Source organism: Senegalia sp. (in: firmicutes), assembly GCF_052088025.1.
In the GTDB taxonomy this organism is placed as follows: Bacteria; Bacillota; Clostridia; order Tissierellales; family SIT17; genus Anaeromonas.
Map to the genome: position 1 here is coordinate 1 of NZ_JBQCYD010000001.1, position 25,523 is coordinate 25,523.

Genomic DNA, 25,523 nt, shown 5'->3' on the forward strand with positions numbered 1-25,523 from the left:
CTTTCTTGTGGATAACACAGATATTTTTAAAAATCACATTCTGCAACTATCTAAATATCTATTTAAAAGATATGTTTTATAATCTTTTAATATTACAAAGAAAGATCAAACTATTTTTTTGTCACACATATCCAACTCCTACATAAGATATAATACAGAATTCTATTTTTTTATAAGGAGGTAAGAATGTGAATGAGCTCTCCCCCATTGAAAAAAGGGTTAAAAGTTTATTAGATAATCCTTTATTATTAATTTTATTAATACCTATTTTACAAAAGATTTTAAAAAAAGAAAAAAACGGTGCTTTAAATTTAGATTTAAAAAGCTTATCTAAGATTAATTTAAGCAAAGTATTAGATAAGGTAGATATTTTAATCAAAGTAGCTCCTTATTTGCCACAAGATTTTATAAGCATAATAAACAAATATTTACCAATGTATGATAGAATAAGCAAATCCTTTATAGTCATGGATTTTTTCAAAAGAACAAGCACAGTATCACCTGTTGTAGTTGCTAATGAATTGAATCCAAAAGAAAAAACAAATAGAGTCTCTTACATATTAAAAGAAGAATTACCACAAACAGAATATAAAAAAATAAGCCCATATATCTCTATAGCTACTAATATAGATATGTATAAAGGAATGCTTAAAGTTCTAACCAATCTAAATTCTTCTGAAAATGAAAATGATAGTTTAGATAATATTATCGATCTTATAGGACCTTTGCTTGCTCAATCTAGTAAAGATAGTGATAATAATAAAAATAAACCAGATATAGGTAAATTACTAGGTTTATTAGATATTTTAGGTGATGATGAAAAAGAATCAAATGAATAGGTTCAATTAAATTAAATAATTAGCTAGAATATTCTAGCTAATTATTTAATTTTTTTATCAAGTCTTTCATATCATAAGGTAAGTCTGATTGTAGCTCTATTTCTTTTTGGTCTCTAATACTTTTAAATTTTAAATAATAAGAATGAAGTGCTTGTCTTTTTATTAGGAAACTTTCCCTTCCATATAAGGAATCCCCTATGATAGGATGACCTAAATGAGTTAAATGAACCCTGATTTGGTGAGTTTTGCCTGTGATTATTTTCAATTCAACTATTGTAGAGTTCTTTAATCTTTTTATTACTTTAAACTCTGTTATTGCTCTTTTACCCCTTTCATCTACTATCTGCTTTATTCCTCCTTCTTCTTTCATTATAGGTAAATCTATCCTTCCTTTATCTTCTTTAATTATTCCATCAACTATGGCTATATATTTCTTTTCAATATTATTTTTAAATTGCTTAGCCATTTGAGCCTGCCCATAAGGGTTTTTTGCTACAATTAATATTCCTGATGTATCCATATCTAAACGATTTACTAATCTCACCTTCTTATTTATATTATTAGACTTAAAATAATAAGCTATAGCATTAGTAAGGGTATTTTCTATATGTGTTTTTGTGGGATGGACTAATATGTAGGGATTTTTATTTATTGCAATTAAATCTAAATCTTCATATATTATATCTAGATCCATCTTTTGAGCTTTATATACAGGTTTTTCATCTTCAAATTTTATTGTAATCATATCATCCTTAACTAAATTATATATGTCATTTAATGGTTTGTTATTTACAAATATATTTTTCTCTTTAATGAGTTTTTTAAATAATCTAGAAGATAATCCTAATTCAGTCATTAAAAAATCTTTTAACTTTATTTTTTTATAATTAACTTTTATGTTCATAATACTATGGTTTTCTTTGGGTATAATCATATTATCATTCCTTTTAGTCTTTTATCATAATTTATTATATAATAAATATATCAAAGTTTCACTCATCACATAAGGGGGTAAATAAAAATGGATAATTCTACATATAAAAACAAAAAAATAAATGTAATCTATAATAATGATAAAGAATCATCAAATACATCAAATTTATTAAAGCAAAAATTAACTGATAGAGGTTATGAGGTTACTAAAGAATATGATAATGAAGCTATATTAAACATTTGTGTTGGAGGTGATGGATCATTTTTAACAGCAGTACATCAATATTCATTCCCTGAGATACCTTTCGTTGGAATAAATACAGGACATTTAGGTTTTTTTCAAGAGATATCTCCTACAAATTTAGATGAGTTCTTGGATAAATTAGATTCTAAGGATTATATAGTTGATTCATTATACTTGGTAGAAGCTTTGGTGTGTACAAGAAATAGTTGTATAAATCTTATAGGAGTAAATGAAATTGTAGTAAAGGGAATAGAATCAAGGGTTATACATTTAAATATTTCTATAGATAATACTTATCTGGAAAGATTCAGTGGTGATGGAGTTATTGTATCTACTCCTATGGGAAGTACTGCTTATAATTTTTCAGCTGGTGGAAGTATTGTATATACTACACTAGATGTTTTACAACTAACACCTCTATCACCTATAAATTCCAAAGTTTATCGTTCTCTTACCACTAGTTCAATTGTTCCAAGTGACATGGAAATACAAATAGCACCAGAATATAGGGATGAAAACTCTTTACTTATTACTGTAGATGGAAATCAACATAGATATGAAAATATAACCCATATAATATTTAAACTTTCTAATATGACTATTAATCTATTAAATATTGGTAAAAAAGATTTCTGGAGCAATGTCAGAGATAAATTTTTATAATAATATATAAATAAGGCTCCCTCTTGGGAGCCTTATTTATATAAGTCTTTCCATTTTATCTACTAATTCTCCAAATAATTTCAGTGCATCATCTATAGGGTTTTTAGTTGTCATATCTACACCAGCTTTTTTAAGTACTTCTACAGGATAATCTGAACTTCCACTTTTTAAAAACTCTAAATAACTCTCTATAGCACCTTCTTCTCCACTTAATATCTTTTGAGATAATTGAATTGCTGCTGAAAATCCAGTTGCATATTGATAAACATAAAAGTCATAATAAAAATGAGGTATCCTTGCCCATTCCATTGCTATTTCATCATCTATAACTATTTGCTCACCATAATATTTCTTATTTAAATCCTTATAAATAATACTGAAAGATTCTGCTGTAAGAGATTCTCCACTTTCTGTCTTTTCATGTATTATCTTTTCAAATTCTGCAAACATTGTCTGTCTATATATGGTTCCTCTAAATTGTTCTAAGAAATGATTTAAAAAATATAATTTTTTCCTAGGTTCTACAGTTGTTTCTATCATATGGTTTATAAGTAAGGCTTCATTTACCGTAGATGCTACTTCAGCTACAAAAATACTATAATTTGAATATACATAGGGTTGTTTTTTCGAAAAATAACTATGCATAGAATGACCTATTTCATGTGCAATTGTAAACATATTATCTAATGTGTTTTGATAATTTAATAGTATAAATGGTTTAGAATCATAAGTTCCCCAAGAATAAGCACCACTTCTTTTACCTTTGTTTTCATATACATCTATCCAACCTGAATTAAATCCATTTTCAACTTCTCTTAAATATTCACTTTTTAAAGGAGCTAATCCTTTTAAAATCTCTTCTTTTGCTTGTTCATATTCTATATCCATATCTATATCTTTCACTATGGGTGTATATAAATCATAAAAATGAATATCTCCTAAATCAAGTGCTCTCTTTCTTATTTCAATATATTTATGCATCTTATATAAGTTTTCATTTACTGACTCAATTAAATTATCATATACCTTTACAGGAATATTATCTCCATCTAATGCAGCTTCTAGAGAAGAATTGTATTTTCTAACTTTAGAATAAAAAATGTTTTTCTTTATATTGGTATTTAAAATACTTGCAAATGTATTTTTATAATCGTTATAGGTCTTATATAGGGCCTTAAATGCATTTCTCCTTAAAGTTCTATCCTTACTCTCCATTAAAGGTATAAATGAGCCATGAGTAATTTGAATTTCTTCCCCATCTTCATTCCTTATACTTGGAAATTCTAAATCTGCATTATTAAGCATTGAAAATGTATTTTCAGGACCATTTGCAATATCCCCCACGCCTGCTATTATAGTTTCTTCTTTTTCTGATAAGATATGTTCCTTCTGTCTAAATATTTCATCTAAATAATGTGAATATTCATTCAAAGCCATTATATCCTTTTTAAATCTTAATATATCCTTTTTTTCTAATTTTAATATCTCTGGAACTATAAAAGAAGAGCTTTCTGAAATATTAACCATTAGTGTAGTTGCTCTATCTGTAAACTCTTGGTACTTAGGATTATTTGTATCTTCATCTTGTTTCATTTTTGCAAAAGTATAAACATTGCTCATAGTTCTAGAAAGCTCATCTTTTAATCTTAAAAGTCTATATAAATTATCAGCATTTGTAACTACATTACCTTTAAATAATGCTAATTCATCTATTAAAATTTTAACCTTTTTAAAATCCTTTTCCCATTCTTCATTATTTTTATACATAGATTCTATGTCCCATTTGTACTTAGAATCTATCTCTTCTCTTAATTTCACTTTTCTCATTTAATTATACACATCCTTATTTTGAATTTTTATTAAAATCATAATCTACATCCTTTAAGAATTTCAACATTAACCCAGCTGTAGTTCTTTGGGCCATAGGTAGGGAACATTTTGTAAGCTTATAATATTTTTCTCTTTTATTTTCAATATGTTTATATTTCTCATACTCTTTTAGAGCTATTTTACCATTAAATATTATATAACTATCTAAATGTTTGAATTCTATTGGCTTTTCACTTGTTCGAAACTCCTTTACTATATCATAGGTAGTTTTTACAAATGTCTCATATTGCTTGTGACTATCCAAGAGACGAATATTTACATGTTGGGCAACAGTCATATCTTGAGTAATATGAAGTGCTGCACCTAAATAAAACATAGCTCTACTTTTATAATCCTTCTTCCAATATGAAAGAGCTTTTTTATAATATTTATTAGTTAAACTCTTTGCATCTTCATGGCCAAACATTCCCCTATGTTTAGTAGGACTATAAAAATGACTTGTACTTTTAAAATCTTGATCTGCCCAAACTACACCTCTATTTAATTCATCCAAATAATGATTATATAATTCAAATTCTTTCATATAATTATTATCAGCTAACAGCTTCATAGATTGATAATTAATAAATCTATGCACCTGACATTCAGTTGTAATTACTTTCTTTTTAAATGGATTTAAAAACCATAATACAGATCTAAAGGCTCTTCCATAATATTCTTCTAATTTATTCATACTACCATCCTTTATGAATATTTATTTTATTATATATATAATACCCAAATAAAACAAAAAAAAAGGTGTTAAACACCTTTTTATCTTAATACCTTCACAAATTTAATTGAATATAAGTCTCCAATCACATAATCATCACTTTCAGCTTCCTGTAACACTACATAATCTACACCTACATCAAGAAGTCTACCTTCTTTATCTATAAAAGTATTAGTACCTATTAAAAAATCTATTCTGACATATTCTCCTATTATATTCATTAAATATCCTTGCATATATTCTTCATCTTTAAGTACTGGTAAATCTTCTCTATCCATATTAGGTTCTCTTGGGATATTAGGATTTCTAGGCCTATCAGGATAGTTATAATTAGGCATATTGGAATTTGGCATATTGTTATAGTTTGGCATATTAAAATTATTTGAATACATTTACAAAAACCTCCTTGATATTTTAAGTTTCTTTATATAATTCTGTTGGATCAAAAAAACAATGCTTTCTTATTCTAGTATTTATAACTCCAGATCTATTTCTTGGAAAGTAACTAGGACATTCGGGGATAAAAGGATTCATATACCATAGGGAATTAACAATATTCCATTGTTTATTGCCTGATAAAGCCCAATCTGCAACATCATAGTGAACTTGTTCTGGCGGAGTAGCCCAAATCGTTTGAGGATTTCTTCTTCCACCTATCACATTTCTTACACAGTCAAATTGGCCTTCTTGAAATATTACATTTCTTAAATTCCCTTGATTTACTCTTTGATATTCTCCATTTGCTACATGTACTCTATTCATAACAACCGTAGCAACAGCCTTCATTCCAGCATCTCCTTCCCCCCCTGCCTCACATTTTATAATTCTTGCTAACAATTCTCGTGCAGACATTGGCATGGAAATCCCTCCTAACTAACTACTATTAGTATATTTATAATCTCCTTATTTTGATACAAAAAAACAAAGGACTTCTTAATATTTAAATATTAAGAAGTCCTTTGTTTTATCTTGCCATAAATCCAGTCTTTTTATATACTTTTCTAAGTGTTTTTCTAGCTACTTTACTTGCTTTTTCGCATCCCTCATTATACACTTCTTTTAAATAATCCTTGTCATTCATATATTCTAAATATTTTTCTCTTATAGGGCTTAAATGATTGACAATAACTTCTGCTAGGTCAGACTTAAACTCTCCATACCCTTTATCCGTATATCTCTTTTCAATATCTTTTATTTCTTCACCAGTTAATTTAGAATAAATTGTAAGTAAGTTTTTGATTCCAGGTTGATCGTCACTATATTTAACTTTGTTTATTGAGTCAGTTATACTTCTTTTAACTTTTCTTCTAATAGTATCTGGATCATCTTTTAATAATATATATCCATTTTCATTTTCAGCTGATTTTGACATCTTTTTTTCTGGATCTTGTAAGTCCATTATTCTAGCTCCAACTTTTGATATGAGGGGTTCTGGTACTTGAAATGTATTACTATATCTATTGTTAAATCTATCTGCTAAATCACGTGCAAGCTCTAAATGTTGCTTTTGATCATCTCCTACTGGTACAGCATTAGTATTATATAGTAAAATATCTGATGCCATAAGCACAGGATAGGTAAATAAGCCAGCATTTAAATTCTTTTCATTTTTTTTAGTTTTATCTTTAAATTGAGTCATCCTATTTAATTCCCCAAGATAAGTCATAGTAGATAATACCCATGATAACTCAACATGTTCTGGTACATGTGATTGTATAAATATAGTCGATTTCTTAGGGTCAATTCCACATGCCATATACAAAGACATGACTTCTAAGGTTCTTCTTCTTAAATCCTTTGGTTCTTGAGGTACAGTTATAGAATGTAAATCTACAACACAATAGTAACAATCATATTCATCTTGTAAATCCACCCAATTCCTTATAGCTCCTAGATAATTTCCAAGTGTCAAATCTCCAGAAGGCTGCACTCCACTAAATATTACTTCTTTTCCACTCATAAAAATCACTTCTTTCGCTTTATTTTTTGTATAAAAAATCCATCGCTCTATTATATATAATAGAGGCGATGGATTAAATCACGGTACCACTCTAATTGACCATTAGTCATCTTTACTCTTTTAACGGTAGAAACCGATAAGCCATACTTAAATTCAAGCTTATACTCCTAAGTCCATTCAGTAAATGCTTAATACTGATCTTTCACCATCATCAGCTCGCTAAATTAAGGGCTTTTACTTACTACTCTTAGTCATAGATTTTATTTATATTGTTTTTTAATTTCCTTTAATATAGTATTTACCCAAATAAAATTATTTAAAATATAATTATAGATTAATAGGCAATTATTATACCACCTTTATTAGCATATACTGTACTTATTCCCCTTGCTTCAACTATTATTACATCTTTAAAATTATATTTTTTTAAAATATCATCTTTTAATTTTTTAGCTTTTTCATATGCATTAACATGAGATATGCCTAATATTTTTTCACTGAATTTAGAAGGCTCTCCTTCTTCTCCTATTACATCTACAAGGTTTAATAATGCTTTGTTTGATCCCCTTACCTTCTTAACAAGTCTTATGTTGCCATCATCAGTTGAACCCATTATAGGCTTTATAGATAGGACTGATGCAATATGACCTTTCATCTTACTCATTCTACCTGCTTTTATAAGATTATCTAAGGATTCTAATACAAAAAAAGTTTTCATTTCTTTTATATATTCATTGGTTCTCTTTATTATTTCATTTTCATCAATACCACTTTTAATTAAATCATTTATTTTTATACATATTAAGGTTTCTCCTACTGAAGCACTTAAAGAATCAAATACATGAACAAATTTACCTTTCCCTTCATCTAACAGCATGTTTTTAGCCATCATTGCGCTATCATAAGTACTGCTAAGTGCTGATGACAATGTTACAACAAAACTTTTCTCACTTTCATTGTATTTTTTCAAAAAATGTGCAGGTGATGGACTTGCTGTTTTAGGATAATCTGAACTTTTTTCCATTTTATCTATGAGTTCATATGTATTTAAATTTTTATCATCTATAATCTCTTCATAATTTATTTGTATAGTTAAGGGTACCAATTCTATATTTATATCTTTTTTTAGCTCTTCATTTAAATCACAACAACTATCTGCTATTATCTTCATTTTTGTTTCTCCTTTACATTTCTAAGTTAATATTATAATATCATATTATTGATATATTGAATAGAATATAAATTTTATTGATAATTTATAGTTATGGAAGGTGAAAAAAATGAATAATATTAAGCTTTTTTCTGATAGTACTTGTGATTTACCCAAGGAATTATTAGATGAATTAAATATCACTATAATTCCCTTATATGTAGTGTTTGGTGAAGATTCTTATAAAGATGGAATAGATATGGATACTCATAATTTATATAAAAGAGTTGATAAGTTAAATAAATTACCTAAAACCTCTGCACCCTCTCCTTCAGATTTCTACAATGCTTTTAAACCATTTGTAGAAAATGGTGATTCTATAATATATATTGGATTATCCTCTGAATTATCTTCTACAATTCTAAATGCAAAACTTACCAAAGATGAATTTGAAGATGCTGATATAAATATTATAGATTCTAAAAATCTTTCTGCTGGTATAGGACTTCTCTTATTAAAGGCAAATGAATTTATAAATAAAGGTATGAAATCAAAAGAAATAGTAAATGAAATAGAAAATATAATACCTAAGGTAAAAACCTTTTTTATAGTAGATGATTTTGAATACTTGCATAAAGGTGGGAGATGTAGCAGTATACAATCTCTAGTGGGAGGATTACTTAAAATTAAACCTATTTTAAAAGTTAATGATGGTAATATTCTTTTAGGTCAAAAACCACGTGGCAAAAAAAGAAAAGCTATTGATTTGGTTTTAAATAGTATCTATCAAAATAAAGATTCTATTGATTTAGATAGAATTATAGTTGGAGAATCAATGTCCTTAATTGATGCTGTATATATTAAAGAAGAACTAGAAAAAAATATGAATTTTAAAGAAATATTATTAATAGAAGCAGGCTGTGTTATATCAAGTCATTGTGGAAAAAACACTTCTGGAATATATTATATAAAAAAATAAAGGCTGAGTTCAGCCTTTATTTTTCTATGTTTAACTTTTCTTTTAATTTATCTAACATATCTTTTGTCATTGCTTCTAAATCATATTTAGGATTCCAATCCCATTCCTTTTTTGCTGCACTATCATCTAATGAATTTGGCCAAGAATTAGCGATTTTTTGTAAATCATTATTTACATCATAATCCATTGTAAATTCAGAAATATGTTTTTTAATTTCATTAGCTATCATTTCAGGATTAAAGCTCATAGCTGTTACATTAAATGCATTTCTATGCTTTAATTTGCTTGCATCAGCTTCTATTAAGTCAATAATAGCATTTATAGCATCTGGCATATACATCATATCCATATAAGTATCTTCATCAAGAGGACATGTGAATTTGCCTTTTTTAAGTGCTTCATAATATATATGAACTGCATAATCAGTAGTTCCTCCACCAGGAAGTGTAGAATAAGATATTAGTCCCGGGAAGCGAACTCCTCTTGTGTCTACTCCAAATTTCTCATAATAATAATCACATAAAAGCTCTCCTGATACCTTTGTAACACCATACATAGTGTTTGGTCTTTGAATAGTATCTTGTGGTGTATCATCCTTTGGAGTGTTTGGTCCAAAAGCTGCTATAGAACTTGGAGTAAATACAGCACAGTTATTTTCACGTGCAACCTCAAGAACATTAAATAAACCATTCATATTAATTTCCCATGCTAATGATGGGTTTTTTTCTCCAACAGCTGAAAGTATTGCTGCTAAATTTATTATCCAATTAATTTCATGCTTTTTTACTATTTCATCTAATTTATCTGAATCTGTTATATCTAAAACTTCAAAAGGTCCTGATTCAACGACTATAGATTCTCTTTTGCTTAAATCGCTAGCAACTACATTTTCATTACCATAACGTTTTCTCAGTTCCATAGCAAGTTCAGAACCTATTTGTCCTAATGCTCCTGTAATTAAAAACTTTTTCACACTCGACACCTCCACTAAATTTTAATGCTTTATAAATAAAGAATAACTTAAAAATAAATAAAAATCAAGTTATTATTATTTAATTAATTAAAAACACTTCCAAATAGATTATCTATTTGAAAGTGTTTTTTTGTTAAAGTTAGGGTTTTTTATATATTATTTTTCCTCTGGTATCCAACCATTTACTAATTCTTCATTTTCATTCATCCATTCTTTTGCTACCTCTAATGGTTCTTTATCACTATCAGATATTTCGCCCATTAATCCACCAAGTTGGTCATCATTCATTTTAAAATTTTCTAAAAAAGTTGCAACTTCTGGCATATCTTCTTTTATGTTTTTTCTAGCTATAGTATGAATTGTTTCACTTTCACCATATACTTTTTTAGGATCTTCTAAAAATTTAAGATCATATCTTGAAAATTTCCAATGTGGTGTCCAACCTGTAACTATAATAGGTTTTTCATCTTTAATTGCAGATGATAATTCTGTAGTCATAACTGGTCCACTACTCTCTAGAAGCTCAAAATCTAAATCATATTCTTCTATAGCTTCTCCTGAAGCTTTCATTATTCCAGCTCCAGAGTCAATTCCAACTATTTGTCCTTCAAATAAATCTTTATTCTCATTTAATTCTTCTATTGAATCAACATCTACATATGACGGTACAACAAGACCAATTTTAGCATTTTCATAATTTGGACCTAAATCTGCTACATCATCACCAAATTGATCCATAAAATCACCATGAGTTAACGGTAACCAACCATCTAAAAATGCATCATAATCACCTTCTGCAAGTGATGTATATATAAGCCCTGGTTCTGCTGTAGTTGATTCTACATCATAACCCATTTTCTCTTCTAAGATAGCTTCTGCTAAATTAGTCATTGCTACACCTTCTGCCCAGTTTACCATTGCAAGTTTAACTTCCCCTTTGCTATCATCACCTGAACCATCGCTAGCTGTATTATCACCATCATCACCACATGCTGATAATACTACAGTCATACTTAATAAAATTACTAAAAATATACTTCCTAATTTTTTCATAATTACCTCCTATTTTTTTATTTATTTATTTTTTCCTAAACTTCCCAATCCTTGAGTTATCCTATCTAAAACCATAGCTAAAATAACTACTGCAAGTCCACCTTCAAAACCAAGTCCTATTTTATATTCTTGTATTCCACGAAGCACTATTTTTCCAAGTCCTCCAGAACCTATCATTGCTGATATTACAACCATAGATAAAGCAAGAAGTGTAGTTTGATTTATACCAGCTAAAATTGTTGGCATAGCTATAGGTATCTGTACTTTAAATAGCATTTGTTTTGAAGTAGATCCAAATGCTATAGCAGCTTCTACAACTTCTTTTGGCACTTGTCTTATAGCTAAATTTGTAAGTCTTACAACTGGTGGCATTGAAAATATTATAGTAGCAAAGGCACCAGGTACTTTACCTAAGCTAAAAAATAAAACTGCCGGTATTAAATATACAAATGCTGGCATAGTTTGCATAAAGTCTAAAACAGGCCTTAATATTTTATCCACTATATCATTTTTCGATGCAAGTATTCCAAGTGGTATACCTATTATTAAAGTTATTATAACTGAACTAAGTACCAGAGCAAGCGTAGAAATCGTATCTGGCCATAATTCCATAGCATCTATTAGTAATAGACCCAATATTGAAAATATTGCAGTGCCCTTGCCAGCTACCTTCCAAGCTATTAATCCTATTATCAAAATCAATAAAATACTTGGTATAAAGTTAAGTGCACTTTCTAAACCTTCAATAGATCCTTCTAAAATATTTTTAATAAAATCAAACAAAAATTCAAAAGTATCTTGTAACCATAAAACAAATTTTTCAAAATATGGTCCTATATGAAATGTAAACATATTATGATTCCTCCCCTACTATTCCAAGTATTATTGATGCTCTTACAATTATTCCAAGTAATACATTCTCACCATCTACTACTGCAATTGGATAATCTGAGCTTTTGGCCATAGGTAATAAATCAATTATTTGCTGATCAGGGGAAGCTTTAGGTACCTCTTTTATCAATATATTATCTAATGATTTTTCTTCTTTTTCTATAGCTTTTATAGCATCCCCTATTGTAACTATTCCTTGTAATTTTTTGTTTTTATCAGTTACATATACGCTGCTAAATTCATTTTCTTTCATTTTTCTTACAGCTGCTCTTGGTCCATCTTTTGAAGATACTAAAGCTTCTGGATTTCTCATTATAGCCTCAGCTGTAACAACTCTTGATCTATCTACATCTTGAACAAATTCTTTCACATAATCATTTGCAGGGTTTGTAAGTATATCTTCACTTGTTCCTATTTGAACTATTACACCATCTTTCATTACTGCTATTCTATCACCTAATTTTAGTGCTTCATCTAAATCATGAGTAATAAAAATGATAGTTTTATGCATTTTTGCTTGCAGTGCTAAAAGTTCATCTTGCATTTCTTTTTTAATAAGTGGATCAAGTGCGCTAAAGGCTTCATCCATTAATAATATATCTGGATCATTTGCAAGGGCACGGGCAAGTCCTACTCTTTGTTTCATACCTCCACTTAATTCATCTGGCATGCTTTCTTCATAGCCTTTAAGACCAACAAGCTCTATAGCTTCTATTGCTTTAGCTTTCCTTTTTTCTTTTTCTACATCTTGAACTTCTAATCCATATTCTACATTCGAAAGAATATTTCTATGTGGAAATAACCCAAAGTTTTGAAATACCATTGATATTTTTTTTCTTCTTATTTCTCTTAACTTATCTTTATCTGCTTTAACTATATCTTGGCCATCTATTAGAATTTCTCCCTGTGTAGGTTCTATCAATCTATTTAGACATCTTATCAAAGTAGATTTCCCACTACCAGATAAACCCATAATTACAAAAAATTCATCTTTTTCAACCGAAAAACTAGCATCATTTATTCCTACTGTATTTCCAGTTGTCTTTAAAATTTCTTCTTTGCTCATCCCCTTTTCTAGCAATGGAAATGCTTTTTTAGGTTTATTACCAAATATTTTATAAACATCTTTTACTTCAACTACTGACATTAAATTCCTCCTTTTATTCAATTTTAACGTTCATTTTAACTGACATCTATAAATGCTAACAAATAAAAACACGTATGTCAAATTCATTATAGGTTTTAAAGTTCGTTTTATTGTAAGATTAACTTAAGAAAAAAATGATGTAGCTTAATATTTTTATTAAGCTACATCATTTTATAAGCTCTCGCCTTTGTATATATCTATCTTTGATTAAATCTAATTCTATGTTAGAATATTTTTTTGAACTCTTAAGTTCTTTTAATTCTCTATTTAATTCTTCTTTTATTATTTCTTTTGCAAGTTCTTTATCCTTTTTCTTTATAAATTCTGGTTCATTTAAAGCTAAATATTTTATAGCTTCTTTAATTTCATTGTTGATAAAACCATTCAAAGATTTATATCTATTAGTTTTTTCTTCTATTCTTTTTTCATAAATATTTTTAAGTATTATTTTATGATAATATTTTAATAATTTAATAGATTCTTCTGTCAAAGCAAATATTGAAATTGAGTCATTACATCTTTTATTTTCAAATTTATTTTTAAGTTTTTCAGGGATTTTTTCCTTCACATTTGTTCTTTCTATAACATATTTTTTCCCCCTATAATTATAAGTTTCTATAATAACCATAGGATTTATATTTTTTTTGATTTTAGAATCTATTCTGAACTGTTTATCATTAAATATAATTCCAGAATAATCTTTACAATAATAATAAATAACACCTTCTACTAAAATGTGCTTTTTTGAAATTTGTCCCCACATTTCTGCTGCTAAATCATCACTGATATCCTCTAAATTAAATTTTTTCTTCATAATTCTAATCCCACTCCTCTAATAAAAGAATAGAACACGTATTCGTTATTGTCAAGAGTTTTTTTGTTAAAATATATATGAACTTATTTGCTTGTAATTTCATGTCATTTGTAATAAAATTTTATATTATAATAAAAAGGTGGGCTTATATGGATACAATTAATCAATTTATAAAATATATCAAGTTAGATGAAGAAAAAAGGATCCTCTTAGCAGTTCAAAATCAATATGAATCTTTTTTAGGAGAAAAAGAAAGCAAGAAAATGATATTAGATGGCATAAAATCAATCTTAGGTGATGATTTTAAGAAATTAGAAATAGGTAAAAATATTGCAAGAATTACTGTAGTAGAAGGAAAAGAAGAAGAATCAATGGAAAAAATTAATGAAGAACTTGTAAAGGGACTTGAAATGGCAATGGCTTTTATGAGCCAAATGCAAAATAAGGATAATCAATAATTGATTATCCTTATTTTTATATAAAAATGTATAATATTATAAAATTAAGTAATACTATTAATATACAAATTTAGTATATTAGGAGGTTTTATAGTGGATAGATTTGCTCTAATACTTGTAATTGTAGGAGCACTTAATTGGGCTTTAATTGCATTATTTCAGTTTGATTTAGTTGCTTCATTATTTGGTGGCCAAGGAGCTTTTTTAAGTAGAGTAGTATATGGGTTAGTAGGACTTGCAGGATTATATTGTATCTCACTTTTATTTAGAGATAGAAATATAGTAGCTGAATAATAAAGAGGTCGGATAATACACCCGACCTCTTTATTTGTTTTTAAGGAGCTTTTAATGTATTTATTACTTTTTCAACTTTAATTACTTTTTTATTAATGTCATTTCTAAGTACAGGTTTAAAGCAATTCATGAAAGATATGGCAGAATCTAGTTTATTTATTTCTTTGTTCTTAGTTAAACTTCTATGTCTTTGTATATTTTCTTTTGCTTTATATATATTCCTCTTTGTATTTAAAACCTTTGAAATCAATTCTTTGCTCTTTCCATCACTATATGCACCAATATTTTCTAATATCTTTTCTTTTTTATCAATGCTCGATAAATTTATTTGACTTTCAATTAAACCATTATATCTTTCTGATCTTATTCTGTTTACCTTATTTAATACATCAAATACATCTTCTACTTTTGATAAAACAATTTGTTGATTTTCTGGAAAATACCTTTTCACACTTTCCATAAGTTCTATTTGATTTCTATAATCTCTATCAAGTTTCAATTTCTTTATATCAAATTTCTCTATATCAAAATTAATATATTTCTTATCTATTAAAAAATATATGGGAATTAAAGCAACTAATATCTTTTTCAAATTTCTCACCTCTTTTCATTTATAAAATCCATATAATTATAATATGTCATTTATAAATAAAGTGTGAAAAATCATTCTAAACCTTTATCACGCCTAAGTTCTGTAATAGACTTTGTAGTTATATATTTTTTATTTAAATCAAGTAATCTTATAGCTTTATCTAAGTCCTTTTTACCTTGTATTTCTATTTCCATATAAGTATCTGGGTAGGTATCTTCATCCCAAGAATCTATTTCAAATAAAATATCTTCATATTGATAGGATATCCTTTCTTTATATCCTATGTAATTAGTAACAAGCCCTAACATTTTAAATATATCAAACATATTATCTTCATTGTCTATATTGACTTCAATTTCTTTATTTTCTCTATATGTTTCATCTGATAATATTGTCTTTAATGTTATCTTTTTTTTATATTCATTATTTATATTATTTTTACTAGTTCTTATTCTTAAGTATCCATTATATTTATTTTCTATTCTTTTATCTAAAGTATCTAGTATTATGTTTTTTTGGTTTTCTTCTTTTATTTTTTTTGCACCTATTTTTTCTAATTTTTCTATCATCTCTATTTTATTTATTCCAAGCACCTTTACTTCAAGTTCTTTAGTCACAATGTCACCTCTATTCTAAAATTTTTATAGGATTAAAATTTATATAATCACTTGCTATACATTTGAAACTTATTCCATCAAATATTCCTTCTTTTATATGTTTATGTCCTTCTCCATGAAGATGCCCATATACACATATATCTACATTATGTTCTTTCATTATACCTACAAATTCATTTGTATTTCCTGATATATTAAAGGGCGGATAATGTATCATTACTATCTTTTTTTTCATATTTTTTATTTGCTTTAAAGATAATTCTAATCTATTCATTTCTCTATCAAATATCTTATTATCTTTTTCTTTGAATTCATCACTATCTTTTGGTATCCAACCTCTAGTACCAGCAATACCTATATCATTGTATTTAAAACCATCATTATATAAGAAATGAATATTTCTAAGATCTAAAGCATTTAATTTAGCTTTAGTTTCCCACCAATAATCATGATTTCCTTTAGAAATCACTTTATGTCCTGGAAGTTTTTCTATTTTTTCAAGATCTATTTTAGCTTCTTTTAATTTAAGGCCCCAACTTATATCACCAGCTAATAGGATTAAATCTTCTTCATTTATTTTTTTTATCCAATTATCAAAAATATTTTTTTCATGATTTTTCCATTTAGAATCAAATATATCCATAGGTTTATCTCCAATAGGATCTAAATGTAAATCTGCAATTGCATATATAGCCATCTTACCACCTCTATTAAATTTCAATATATTTAAACTCATAGTTTTTATTTTTCAATATTTGTTTTTCTCTCATTTGGCAAGTAAATAATATTATTTGTCTTTTCTTTGACTCATTATATATAAAATCTAAAATAGAATTAAGCCTATTATCATCATATTGTATAAAACAATCATCTAATATTAATGGTATCTTTTTATTGTTTTTTATTATATCTATAATGCCAAATCTAAGCGAAAAGTATATTTGATCTATAGTACCATAACTAAGACTATCCATATCTATAAGATTATTATCCTCACCTACTACCTTTAATCCTAGGTTTTCTGTTATTTTTATATTTTTATATTTTTCATTTGTAATTTCTGATATTATATTTGATACATTTTCATTAAGTTTAGGAGCAAATTCTCTGTGAATATTTTTAGATATACTTTCAATAGTATTTTTAGCTATGTCTATTGATTTAAGTTGATTTTCATATTCTAACGCTTCTTGTTCTTTTATAGAAATATCCTCATCTATTTCTTGTATTGGAGGAAATAAAGAGTGCATGGTTTCAATTTTTTGTTCCAAACTGGATATTTCTTTATCTTTTTTTCTTATAGTATCATTTAAAGACTTCAGTTCTTCTAAGGAGTTTTCATCATTTAAGTCAATGTTATCTATGTTCATTTGTGAACATGCTTTGACTTCTTCTTCTAATTCTTCAAATGTTTTATTCATTAATATGCTGCTTAATATCTCTCTTTTATAATTAATTTCTTTTATAATATCTTCATATCTTTTTCTTTTTTCTATTCCTTCTTTTAGATCCTGTGAATTTTCAAATTTATATTTATTTAATATCAATTTAATACCCAAGTTTTCAGCATTTAATTTTGTCTTTAATCTTTCTATTTCAGTGTTTTTTTCTAGTTTTTGACTTTGTAAAAATCTTTCAGTTTCTCTTAATTCATCTTCCTTTGATTTTATCTCCATTTCTAAAGATTTAATTAAATTTTCATTGTCATTAATAGTTGATTTTTTATTTTTAACCCTTAGTAAAAAGTAAATATTAAAAATAAAAAATATAATGGAAGTTAAATAATAAATATCACTAAATAAGTAAGCAATAATCAAACCGCCTATGAAAAAAAATGAAAATAAAAAAACTAATATTTTATTTATTGTTATGGATTTTTTAAGTTTTTGATTTTCTTTTAATTGTCTTTTATAATCACCTTTTTCATTATATCTTAATTTTATTTCTTCTAAATGATCATTTATCAAATCCATTTTTTTATTAATCTCTATTAAACTATTTTTTATTATTTCAATATTTTCTTTTATAGAGTTTATGCTATTTTCATGTTTTATTATTTCCCCATAATCTTCTATTTTAATATCTTTAAATCTTTTAAATACATATGATTGTTTATGAAGCTTATCAACTTCTTCTAATAATTTTTTTACCTTAGAATGTTTTTCATTTAATTCCTTGCATTTGTATTTATAGATATCTTCTTCTAATTTTTCTTTCTTTTTTAAAAAATTATTAAATATATTTTTTTGTTTTTTCAAGTCTTCTTGAAATTTCTTGGTATCATCAAATATTTTATATGCTTTATTCCTTTTTATATTTAAATTATTTATCTCTTCAACTATTTTACCATATGGAGAAGTTTTAAGTCTGTTTTTAGTTCCTATATCATCTATTCTTTTTTCTAATCTTTCTATAACTTTTTTTATCGATATATCATCATCTAAACTACCACCCATATTTATTAGCTTATCTTTTACTTCTTTAGAAAAACTTTCATCTGTTTGGCTTTTTAGTTGAGGAATACTTACAGTATTCATATATATGGATTTATTTATGCCAAAATGAAGACTAGCTGGCTCTATAAGTCTTGTAATAGGATTATATTCATACATATTACTAATATCTTCACCTGTTTTATCATCAAATATTTTTACCTCATCATTACCTTTGATGAAATTACGCTCTATATTAAATGTCTCACCCTTATATGAATATTTTAATGACCCTCTATATTGATTTTCATTCCATGGAAAATATTTATCATATTGATCATTATATCTTTTAGTTTTAGTATAAGTTTTAAAAAAACTAAAGAGCATTGCTTCTATAAATTTATGTATGGTGCTTTTACCTGCTTCATTTTCACCATAGATTATATTCAATCCATTTGATAATTTCATCTTTTTATTTTTAAATTTTCCAAAAGAAAGAATATTTAATTCTTCTATATTCATTACATACCCTTCTCCTTTAACAGTTCTTCCATTCCTATAGTCAATGCTTGATTTATTATTTCATCTCCTAAGTCTTTTTCCTTCATTTCTTTTATAAATTTCCCAATAATATTATCTTTATTTTCTCTTAACATACTTTCTAAATCATAATCTTCTTTTGTATTATCTATAATCTTTAAAAAATAAAAATCATCTTTTAACTTATATTCTAGTTCCTTTATCTTATATTTCATATCCTTATCTATAAATCCTTCTAGAATTATTCTAAAGAAATCCTTTTTAAAATTATCTTTATCTTCCATATCAATTATTTGATTTAATATATCATTATAAGTCATTTGAGAATCTATATTTAAATATAAATTATGATAATTTCTTTTGGCAATAGGTATGAAATTCAGATCTAAGCTATTTTTATCTACTACCCCTTCAATGATACCATGTTCTCCTAATTCACCAAAATCTAAAGGTTCTGGAGTGCCTGGATAGCATATGTTTCCTCCTATGCATTGGTGTTTATGTATATGACCTAATGCTAGGTAATCAAAACCTAAATTTTCAACTATTTTTTTATCAATAGGCATGTACTTTGAATTCTTATCTAATAAATCAGCATGTAATAATAATATATTATTTTTATCTTTATTTATCTTTATATTTTCAAAGTTTTCTTTTGATTTCTCTTTTTCATACCAGCTAAGTCCCCATATTTCAGTGTTATATTCTTCAAATGTTAATTTATCTAATTTTTCATTGGACATTATATATACATTTTCATTCCAATCAATTAAATTATATAAGGATTTTTCATTTAAATAATCATGGTTTCCACTTATCATTATTACCTTTGTTTTATTTATTTCTTTAAAACTGTCATTTATTATTTTCAAATCAGCTATAGTGCAAAGCTCGTCTTCAAATAAATCTCCAGCTATCAATAAAAAATCAGTGTTTTTAAGCTTACATCTCTCTACTATATTAAGAAAAGTATCCATTATTTCCATTCTTTTGTTTTTGCTAGTAGATGAATCTAAAATACCTCTTGTAAACTTCATACCTATATGTACATCTGCTGTATGTATAAAGCTAATACTCATTTGTTTCACCTCTATAATATAATTGTTTTTATTCTTTATATACTATAACTATTATAACAGATAAAAAAGTTAAATTGAAAAAAACATATTATTGTTATAAGATACTTAGTATAATTAAACTTTAGGGAGGTTTTTTGATGAAAAAAATTTGTCAAGGATTAGTATTTGTAATTTTTATTTCTATAGTTTCAATGCTTTTAAATACATATTTATTAGGATTTATAGAAACATTAACTATTGGAATAATCTTAGGTATAATAATTACTAATACTATAGGATATGGTGAAAATCTAGAAGCTGGCATCACTTATTCACTAAAAAAAATATTAAAATGGGGTATTGTGCTTTTAGGGGTTAAATTGAATTTTAATGCTGTTATAGAACTTGGGCCTATGATACTTATTTTAGTTATAATTATAGTAGTTTCTGCTTTAATCCTTTCACATTTAATTGGTAAATACTTTTCTTTAAACAATAAACTATCTACCCTCTTAGGAGTAGGTTCATCTATTTGTGGTGCTTCTGCAATTGTAGCTATGGGTCCTGTAATAGATGCAGATGAAGAAGATACTGCTATATCTGTTGCTATAATCAGTCTTCTTGGAGCACTTGGTGTAGTTATATATTCTTCACTTTCTTATGTCATCCCTTTATCTGATATAGAATATGGCATATGGGCTGGTAGTTCCCTTCAAGGTGTTGCACATGCTTTAGCTGGGGCTGGAGCGCGAGGTGCTGACAGTATAAGTATGGAAATAGGAACTATTGTGAAGATGGCAAGAGTGACATTACTTGCACCTGTTGCAATTATTTTAAGTATGATTTTTAACACTTCTAAGTCTGGTGAGAAAAAAAGAGTCAGTTTTCCTATTTATGTATTACTTTTTATATTAGTAGGAGCATTTTTCACAATTAATGATATATATAAGCTGATTCCTGTAGCTTTTTCTATAGGCACTTTAAATATTGATTTAATATTTATATTAAAAGAATTAAGTAACTTTTTTATTCTTATGGCAATGGTAGCAATGGGATTAAAGGTAAATATAAAATCATTTACATCTACTGGCCTAAAAGCACTTTATGCTTGTAGTATATTATTTTTCTTGATTTCAATTTTTAGTTTAGTATTATCAAAAATAATGATCTAATGTGACTTAAATCACTTATTGATTATCCTTCTTAAGGGTATAATTGTATATAGTTATAATAAAAGGAGGTAGTTTTGTGAGTAGATTTTTAGGTCCAATACATCATTGGTTATTTAGTAAGATAAAATTGCATGAAGAATTAGAAAAAAATATTGTAGGTAGTTTAAGTAATAAATATGGTCTTGAAATAGAACAAACACATGAAGTTTTTCTGGATAAATATGGTGCTCTTTTAGAAGATAAACCATTAGAAGAACTTATAGATACAGATAATATCCATGGCTGGTTACAAGAAAATATCAATACTGTTGAAACAAGATTTGCAGATTTTGTAACTACTGTATTAGATAAATTCCCTGGTGAAGCAATTGTAATTATTGAATCAGAATATGAAAAGCAAGGTAGGGAATGTGGATTAGATGCAAAAGAAAAATATCCAGTAAATGATGCAATGGAAATTTTCAAAGCATTAAATAATTATATTTTAGATGGTATGCCATGTGATAGTGCAAATAATGTTACAAATTCTAGTGAAGAGAAAATAGAGTGGCAAGTTACAAATTGTCTTCATAAAAAATATTGGGAAAAAGTAAATGGAAATACTGATATTTATTATAGTTTAAGATCCCTTTGGAATAGTAATTTCGTAGAAAATGCTAATAATTCATTTGGATATGAATATGAAGATAAGAGTGGTAGCCTAGAACATAACATTTATAAAAAATAATATTAAAAAAAGTAGATATCATATGATATCTACTTTTTTTGCTTTTATATTTATATTATGCTAATTCTTTTTCTCCACCCATGAACATTGCAATGTCACTTTCAACTTCTCCATTTGGAGCTATACCAAATTTGTCAACTAATACATTAGCCACATTTGGTGAAAGGAATGCTGGTAATGTTGGTCCTAAGTGAATATCTTTAACACCTAGTGCAAGTAACGCTAATAATACTATTACAGCTTTTTGCTCATACCATGCAATATTATATGATATTGGTAATTCATTTATATCTTCTAATTCAAATACTTCTTTAAGCTTCATTGCAATAACTGCTAATGAGTATGAATCATTACATTGTCCTGCATCAAGTACTCTAGGAATTCCTCCTATATCACCAAGTGGTAATTTGTTATATCTATATTTTGCACAACCTGCTGTAAGAATAACTGTATCTTCTGGAAGTTTATCTGCAAACTCAGTATAATAATCTCTTGATTTCATTCTTCCATCACAGCCTGCCATTACAAAGAATCTCTTTATAGCGCCTGTCTTAACTGCATCTACAACTTTATCTGCAAGTTGCATAACTTGATTATGTGCAAATCCACCTACTATCGAACCTGTTTCTATTTCTGTTGGTGCATCTAATTTTTTAGCCATTTCTATTATTTCTGAGAAATCCTTCTTACCATTTTCATCTGATTCTATATGAGTACATCCAGGATATCCTGATGCCCCTGTGGTAAATATTCTCTTTCTTATTTCTTCTTTTTTAGGTGGTACTATACAGTTTGTTGTAAATAGTATTGGACCATTGAAGCTTTCAAATTCAGTCAATTGTTTCCACCATGAGTTACCATAATTTCCTACAAAATGATCATATTTTTTGAATTCTGGATAATAGTTAGCTGGTAGCATTTCACTATGAGTGTAAATGTCTACTCCAGAATCTTTTGTTTGCTCAAGTAATTGTTCAAAATCTTTTAAATCATGTCCTGATACTAATATAGCAGGGTTATTTCTTGTTCCAATATTAACTTCTGTTATTTCTGGATTACCATATGAAGAAGTGTTAGCTTCATCAAGTAATGCCATTGATTTTACTCCATAGTTCCCTGTTTCTATAGTTAAGGCTACTAAATCATCTGCTGATAAACTATCATCTAATGTAGCTTGAAGTGCTTTATATATAAAATCATATATTTCTTCATTAGTTTTCCCTAAGTTTAAAGCATGATCAGTATATGCAGCCATTCCCTTTAATCCATAAGTTATAAGTTCTCTTAAAGATCTTACATCTTCATTTTCTGTAGTAAGTACTCCTATTTCTTCGCCCTTTTTAAGCATGTCCTCTTTTCCATCTACAGTAAATGTAGCTGAATCATGTAAATCACTAATTTCTACTTTGCTTCTTAATTCATCTCTAATTTCAATCATTTTATTTATTTCTTTAGCAATTGAATCTTCATCAAAGTTAGCATTAGTTATTGTAACAAATAAGCCATTTAACATTTTATTGTTAACCTCGCCTAACTCAGGTACATTTAAATTTCCTTTTATTACTATTTCTGAGATTCCTTTTAATGAATATATTAAAAGATCTTGTAAGTTTGCTACGTTGCTTGTCTTACCACACACCCCTTTAACAGTACATCCTACGTTTTTTGCTGCTTCTTGACATTGATAACAAAACATTGACATCATAAAACCTCCCTGTTCTTTTCTTAATTCCATAATATTATATACCCTAAAAGTTATCTGTGATTCATATCACAAGAATTTAATTTATAATATCAATAATCTCATAATTATTATCTCCAATTAAGTCAATTACTTTTCCATTTATATTTACAATGGGTCTTGTAGGTATTGCCTTATTGATTTCTATAATCTCTCCTATACTGCCATCATTTAATTTCACTCTACTTCCAATATAGTGTTTTGAAATATTGTTTAAAAAATCTGTAGTAATTTCATTATCTAATATGCCAACACTATTATAAAGTATCTCTTCTGCAGCCATAAAAGGTGATTTTTTCTTTTTATATATCTTATCAGTTGTCATAGCATCAAATATATCTGCAATTGATATTATCTTGCCAAATTCATGTATTTCATCAGATTTAATTCCTAAAGGATAACCACTTCCATCTTCTCTTTCATGATGATGAAGTGCACCATATGTAATTTCTGGATTTATATTAGAAATTTCTTTTAAAATTTTATATCCAGTTATTGTATGATTTATTATTATAATAAACTCTTCTTGACTTAAGGGCCCTGCTTTATCAATTATCTTTTGAGGGACCTTTATCATGCCTATATCGTGAAATAGCCCTGATATTAATAAATCTTTTAACCTTTTATTTGAATATCCTAATGCTATCCCTATGGTTAAAGATATTAATCCAACATTTATGGAATGATATATAAGATATTTACTATTATCTGATTGTTTTAATAATGATAATATATTATTATTGTTTAATATATATTTTATAATCTCATCTATCTCATCATCTAAATTACTGATCTTGACTTTTTTTCCTCCATTAATATCAGTAAATAATATTTCTATCTTATTCTGTAATTCATCATAAATTTCAAAGAACTTATGATTTTCTAAATCATTATTTGGCCTCATGTTTTTTTCCAATATATCACACCTCTTTAAATATTATGCTACTATAAATACACCTTTTATTCTACTTAATATAAAAGAAAATTAAAGTATTTAAGTATAGAGTAAAATGAATATAATATTAATATAATAACTATCGAATTTTCTACTTTACCTCCAGTTTTAATTGATAAAGGAAAAGAAAAGTTTTCACTAAAAGGATAAAGTATTTCAATTCCTCCCTTAGTGAAAAAATCAGCAGCCAAATGTGATATATATCCAATGTAAAAACCTAAATATATATCATTATATCCAAATTCATGTACTAAACTTCTGCCTAGCTTTATAAAAAGAAATATACCCAATAAACTATGAGTAAAACCCCTATGCTTAGATACTCCTATTAAAATAGTTATTACTCCTCCTATTAAGAATGTAAAATTATTGTTTAAACTATAAATATATAGTAAAATCAAGCCTATTAAAGTATAAAATAATATCTTATATGAATTATTTTTATGTTGAAGTAATTTTTGATTTATTTTGCTTTTTGGATGATCAATATCAGGCATTAAAGCTCCTATTGATGTTCCAAATATCACTAAGGAAATACTTTCAATATCTCTGTTTAAGGCAATTGTAACTCCAGCTGCTAATCCTACTACTAAATGTGATTTGCCTTGCATTTATTTTTCCCCCATTTTAAAAGAACGTTAGTTCTATTATACCATAAAAGATCTAGGATAGCCCAGATCTTTTATTTA

At 26.8% G+C, this 25,523-nt stretch carries 27 protein-coding genes and 1 other annotated feature; of the genes, 7 read left to right on the top strand and 20 right to left on the bottom strand.

The window, feature by feature from the left end:
• Positions 1–188 precede the first annotated feature (188 nt).
• Positions 189–839, top strand: coding sequence for a hypothetical protein (locus ACTHUW_RS00005; RefSeq protein ID WP_442212220.1), 651 nt, complete (start codon positions 189–191; stop codon positions 837–839).
• A 37-nt stretch (positions 840–876) separates the two neighbouring features.
• Here the strand turns inward: ACTHUW_RS00005 and ACTHUW_RS00010 are convergent, their stop codons facing one another.
• On the bottom strand, positions 877–1,773 hold the full coding sequence (locus ACTHUW_RS00010) for an RluA family pseudouridine synthase (RefSeq protein ID WP_442196985.1): 897 nt from the start codon (positions 1,771–1,773) through the stop codon (positions 877–879).
• An 87-nt stretch (positions 1,774–1,860) separates the two neighbouring features.
• Between ACTHUW_RS00010 and ACTHUW_RS00015 the strand changes: the two genes are divergently transcribed.
• The gene (locus ACTHUW_RS00015; protein WP_442196986.1) at positions 1,861–2,679 is read left to right on the top strand and encodes an NAD(+)/NADH kinase; all 819 of its coding nucleotides are present in this window, start codon (positions 1,861–1,863) and stop codon (positions 2,677–2,679) included.
• A 36-nt stretch (positions 2,680–2,715) separates the two neighbouring features.
• Here ACTHUW_RS00015 and pepF read toward each other — a convergent pair whose 3' ends face one another.
• The 6 genes from pepF to ACTHUW_RS00045 all read right to left on the bottom strand — a co-directional run bounded on the left by pepF (position 2,716) and on the right by ACTHUW_RS00045 (position 8,412).
• Positions 2,716–4,506, bottom strand: coding sequence for an oligoendopeptidase F (pepF, locus tag ACTHUW_RS00020; protein WP_442196987.1), 1,791 nt, complete (start codon positions 4,504–4,506; stop codon positions 2,716–2,718).
• 16 nt (positions 4,507–4,522) lie between these two features.
• Entirely contained in the window at positions 4,523–5,242 is a 720-nt protein-coding gene (locus ACTHUW_RS00025; RefSeq protein ID WP_442196988.1) for a zinc dependent phospholipase C family protein, read from the bottom strand.
• An 80-nt stretch (positions 5,243–5,322) separates the two neighbouring features.
• Positions 5,323–5,673 (bottom strand): hypothetical protein, encoded by a 351-nt coding sequence (locus ACTHUW_RS00030; RefSeq protein ID WP_442196989.1) that lies wholly within the window; start codon positions 5,671–5,673, stop codon positions 5,323–5,325.
• A gap of 22 nt (positions 5,674–5,695) precedes the next feature.
• Positions 5,696–6,139, bottom strand: a complete 444-nt coding sequence (locus ACTHUW_RS00035; protein ID WP_442196990.1) for a cell wall hydrolase — start codon at positions 6,137–6,139, stop codon at positions 5,696–5,698.
• Between the two features lie 106 nt (positions 6,140–6,245).
• Positions 6,246–7,241 carry a tryptophan--tRNA ligase gene (gene trpS / locus ACTHUW_RS00040; protein WP_442196991.1) on the bottom strand — a complete coding sequence of 332 codons (996 nt, stop codon included), beginning with the start codon at positions 7,239–7,241 and terminating at the stop codon, positions 6,246–6,248.
• Positions 7,242–7,299: 58 nt separating this feature from the next.
• Positions 7,300–7,505 (bottom strand) — a binding site (T-box leader).
• A 70-nt stretch (positions 7,506–7,575) separates the two neighbouring features.
• A complete protein-coding gene (locus ACTHUW_RS00045) occupies positions 7,576–8,412 on the bottom strand; it encodes a DegV family protein (RefSeq protein ID WP_442196992.1) in 837 nt (278 codons plus the stop codon).
• 109 nt (positions 8,413–8,521) lie between these two features.
• Here ACTHUW_RS00045 and ACTHUW_RS00050 point away from each other — a divergent pair, with 109 nt between their 5' ends.
• A complete protein-coding gene (locus ACTHUW_RS00050) occupies positions 8,522–9,370 on the top strand; it encodes a DegV family protein (RefSeq protein WP_442196993.1) in 849 nt (282 codons plus the stop codon).
• A 16-nt stretch (positions 9,371–9,386) separates the two neighbouring features.
• On the opposite strand, the gene ACTHUW_RS00055 is transcribed toward ACTHUW_RS00050, so the two are convergent.
• The 5 genes from ACTHUW_RS00055 to ACTHUW_RS00075 form a co-directional block, all read right to left on the bottom strand.
• Positions 9,387–10,343 carry an L-threonine 3-dehydrogenase gene (locus tag ACTHUW_RS00055; RefSeq protein ID WP_442196994.1) on the bottom strand — a complete coding sequence of 319 codons (957 nt, stop codon included), beginning with the start codon at positions 10,341–10,343 and terminating at the stop codon, positions 9,387–9,389.
• Between the two features lie 156 nt (positions 10,344–10,499).
• On the bottom strand, positions 10,500–11,396 hold the full coding sequence (locus ACTHUW_RS00060) for a glycine betaine ABC transporter substrate-binding protein (RefSeq protein WP_442196995.1): 897 nt from the start codon (positions 11,394–11,396) through the stop codon (positions 10,500–10,502).
• Between the two features lie 21 nt (positions 11,397–11,417).
• A complete protein-coding gene (locus tag ACTHUW_RS00065) occupies positions 11,418–12,248 on the bottom strand; it encodes an ABC transporter permease (RefSeq protein ID WP_442196996.1) in 831 nt (276 codons plus the stop codon).
• A 1-nt stretch (position 12,249) separates the two neighbouring features.
• Positions 12,250–13,434 carry a quaternary amine ABC transporter ATP-binding protein gene (locus ACTHUW_RS00070; RefSeq protein ID WP_442196997.1) on the bottom strand — a complete coding sequence of 395 codons (1,185 nt, stop codon included), beginning with the start codon at positions 13,432–13,434 and terminating at the stop codon, positions 12,250–12,252.
• A 166-nt stretch (positions 13,435–13,600) separates the two neighbouring features.
• Positions 13,601–14,248, bottom strand: a complete 648-nt coding sequence (locus ACTHUW_RS00075) for a hypothetical protein (protein ID WP_442196998.1) — start codon at positions 14,246–14,248, stop codon at positions 13,601–13,603.
• Positions 14,249–14,397: 149 nt separating this feature from the next.
• Here ACTHUW_RS00075 and ACTHUW_RS00080 point away from each other — a divergent pair, with 149 nt between their 5' ends.
• Positions 14,398–14,706 (top strand): hypothetical protein, encoded by a 309-nt coding sequence (locus ACTHUW_RS00080; protein ID WP_442196999.1) that lies wholly within the window; start codon positions 14,398–14,400, stop codon positions 14,704–14,706.
• Positions 14,707–14,799: 93 nt separating this feature from the next.
• Positions 14,800–15,000 (top strand): DUF378 domain-containing protein, encoded by a 201-nt coding sequence (locus tag ACTHUW_RS00085; RefSeq protein ID WP_442197000.1) that lies wholly within the window; start codon positions 14,800–14,802, stop codon positions 14,998–15,000.
• Between the two features lie 40 nt (positions 15,001–15,040).
• On the opposite strand, the gene ACTHUW_RS00090 is transcribed toward ACTHUW_RS00085, so the two are convergent.
• The 5 genes from ACTHUW_RS00090 to ACTHUW_RS00110 all read right to left on the bottom strand — a co-directional run bounded on the left by ACTHUW_RS00090 (position 15,041) and on the right by ACTHUW_RS00110 (position 20,260).
• Positions 15,041–15,592 (bottom strand): hypothetical protein, encoded by a 552-nt coding sequence (locus tag ACTHUW_RS00090; protein WP_442197001.1) that lies wholly within the window; start codon positions 15,590–15,592, stop codon positions 15,041–15,043.
• 71 nt (positions 15,593–15,663) lie between these two features.
• Positions 15,664–16,209, bottom strand: coding sequence for a class IV adenylate cyclase (locus ACTHUW_RS00095; RefSeq protein ID WP_442197002.1), 546 nt, complete (start codon positions 16,207–16,209; stop codon positions 15,664–15,666).
• A gap of 10 nt (positions 16,210–16,219) precedes the next feature.
• Positions 16,220–16,906, bottom strand: a complete 687-nt coding sequence (locus ACTHUW_RS00100; RefSeq protein ID WP_442197003.1) for a metallophosphoesterase — start codon at positions 16,904–16,906, stop codon at positions 16,220–16,222.
• Positions 16,907–16,919: 13 nt separating this feature from the next.
• Entirely contained in the window at positions 16,920–19,163 is a 2,244-nt protein-coding gene (locus tag ACTHUW_RS00105) for an ATP-binding protein (protein WP_442197004.1), read from the bottom strand.
• A complete protein-coding gene (locus ACTHUW_RS00110) occupies positions 19,163–20,260 on the bottom strand; it encodes a metallophosphoesterase family protein (RefSeq protein WP_442210763.1) in 1,098 nt (365 codons plus the stop codon). Before ACTHUW_RS00110 ends, ACTHUW_RS00105 begins: the two co-directional genes overlap by 1 nt.
• Positions 20,261–20,397: 137 nt before the next feature.
• Here ACTHUW_RS00110 and ACTHUW_RS00115 point away from each other — a divergent pair, with 137 nt between their 5' ends.
• Positions 20,398–21,411 (top strand): YeiH family protein, encoded by a 1,014-nt coding sequence (locus ACTHUW_RS00115; protein ID WP_442197006.1) that lies wholly within the window; start codon positions 20,398–20,400, stop codon positions 21,409–21,411.
• Between the two features lie 76 nt (positions 21,412–21,487).
• Entirely contained in the window at positions 21,488–22,138 is a 651-nt protein-coding gene (locus ACTHUW_RS00120) for a hypothetical protein (RefSeq protein ID WP_442197007.1), read from the top strand.
• 55 nt (positions 22,139–22,193) lie between these two features.
• Here the strand turns inward: ACTHUW_RS00120 and hcp are convergent, their stop codons facing one another.
• From hcp to ACTHUW_RS00135, 3 genes are all read right to left on the bottom strand, one after another.
• Positions 22,194–23,840, bottom strand: coding sequence for a hydroxylamine reductase (hcp, locus tag ACTHUW_RS00125; protein WP_442197008.1), 1,647 nt, complete (start codon positions 23,838–23,840; stop codon positions 22,194–22,196).
• A 79-nt stretch (positions 23,841–23,919) separates the two neighbouring features.
• On the bottom strand, positions 23,920–24,795 hold the full coding sequence (locus ACTHUW_RS00130; protein ID WP_442199228.1) for an HD-GYP domain-containing protein: 876 nt from the start codon (positions 24,793–24,795) through the stop codon (positions 23,920–23,922).
• Between the two features lie 53 nt (positions 24,796–24,848).
• A complete protein-coding gene (locus ACTHUW_RS00135; protein ID WP_442210765.1) occupies positions 24,849–25,445 on the bottom strand; it encodes a metal-dependent hydrolase in 597 nt (198 codons plus the stop codon).
• Positions 25,446–25,523 lie beyond the last annotated feature (78 nt).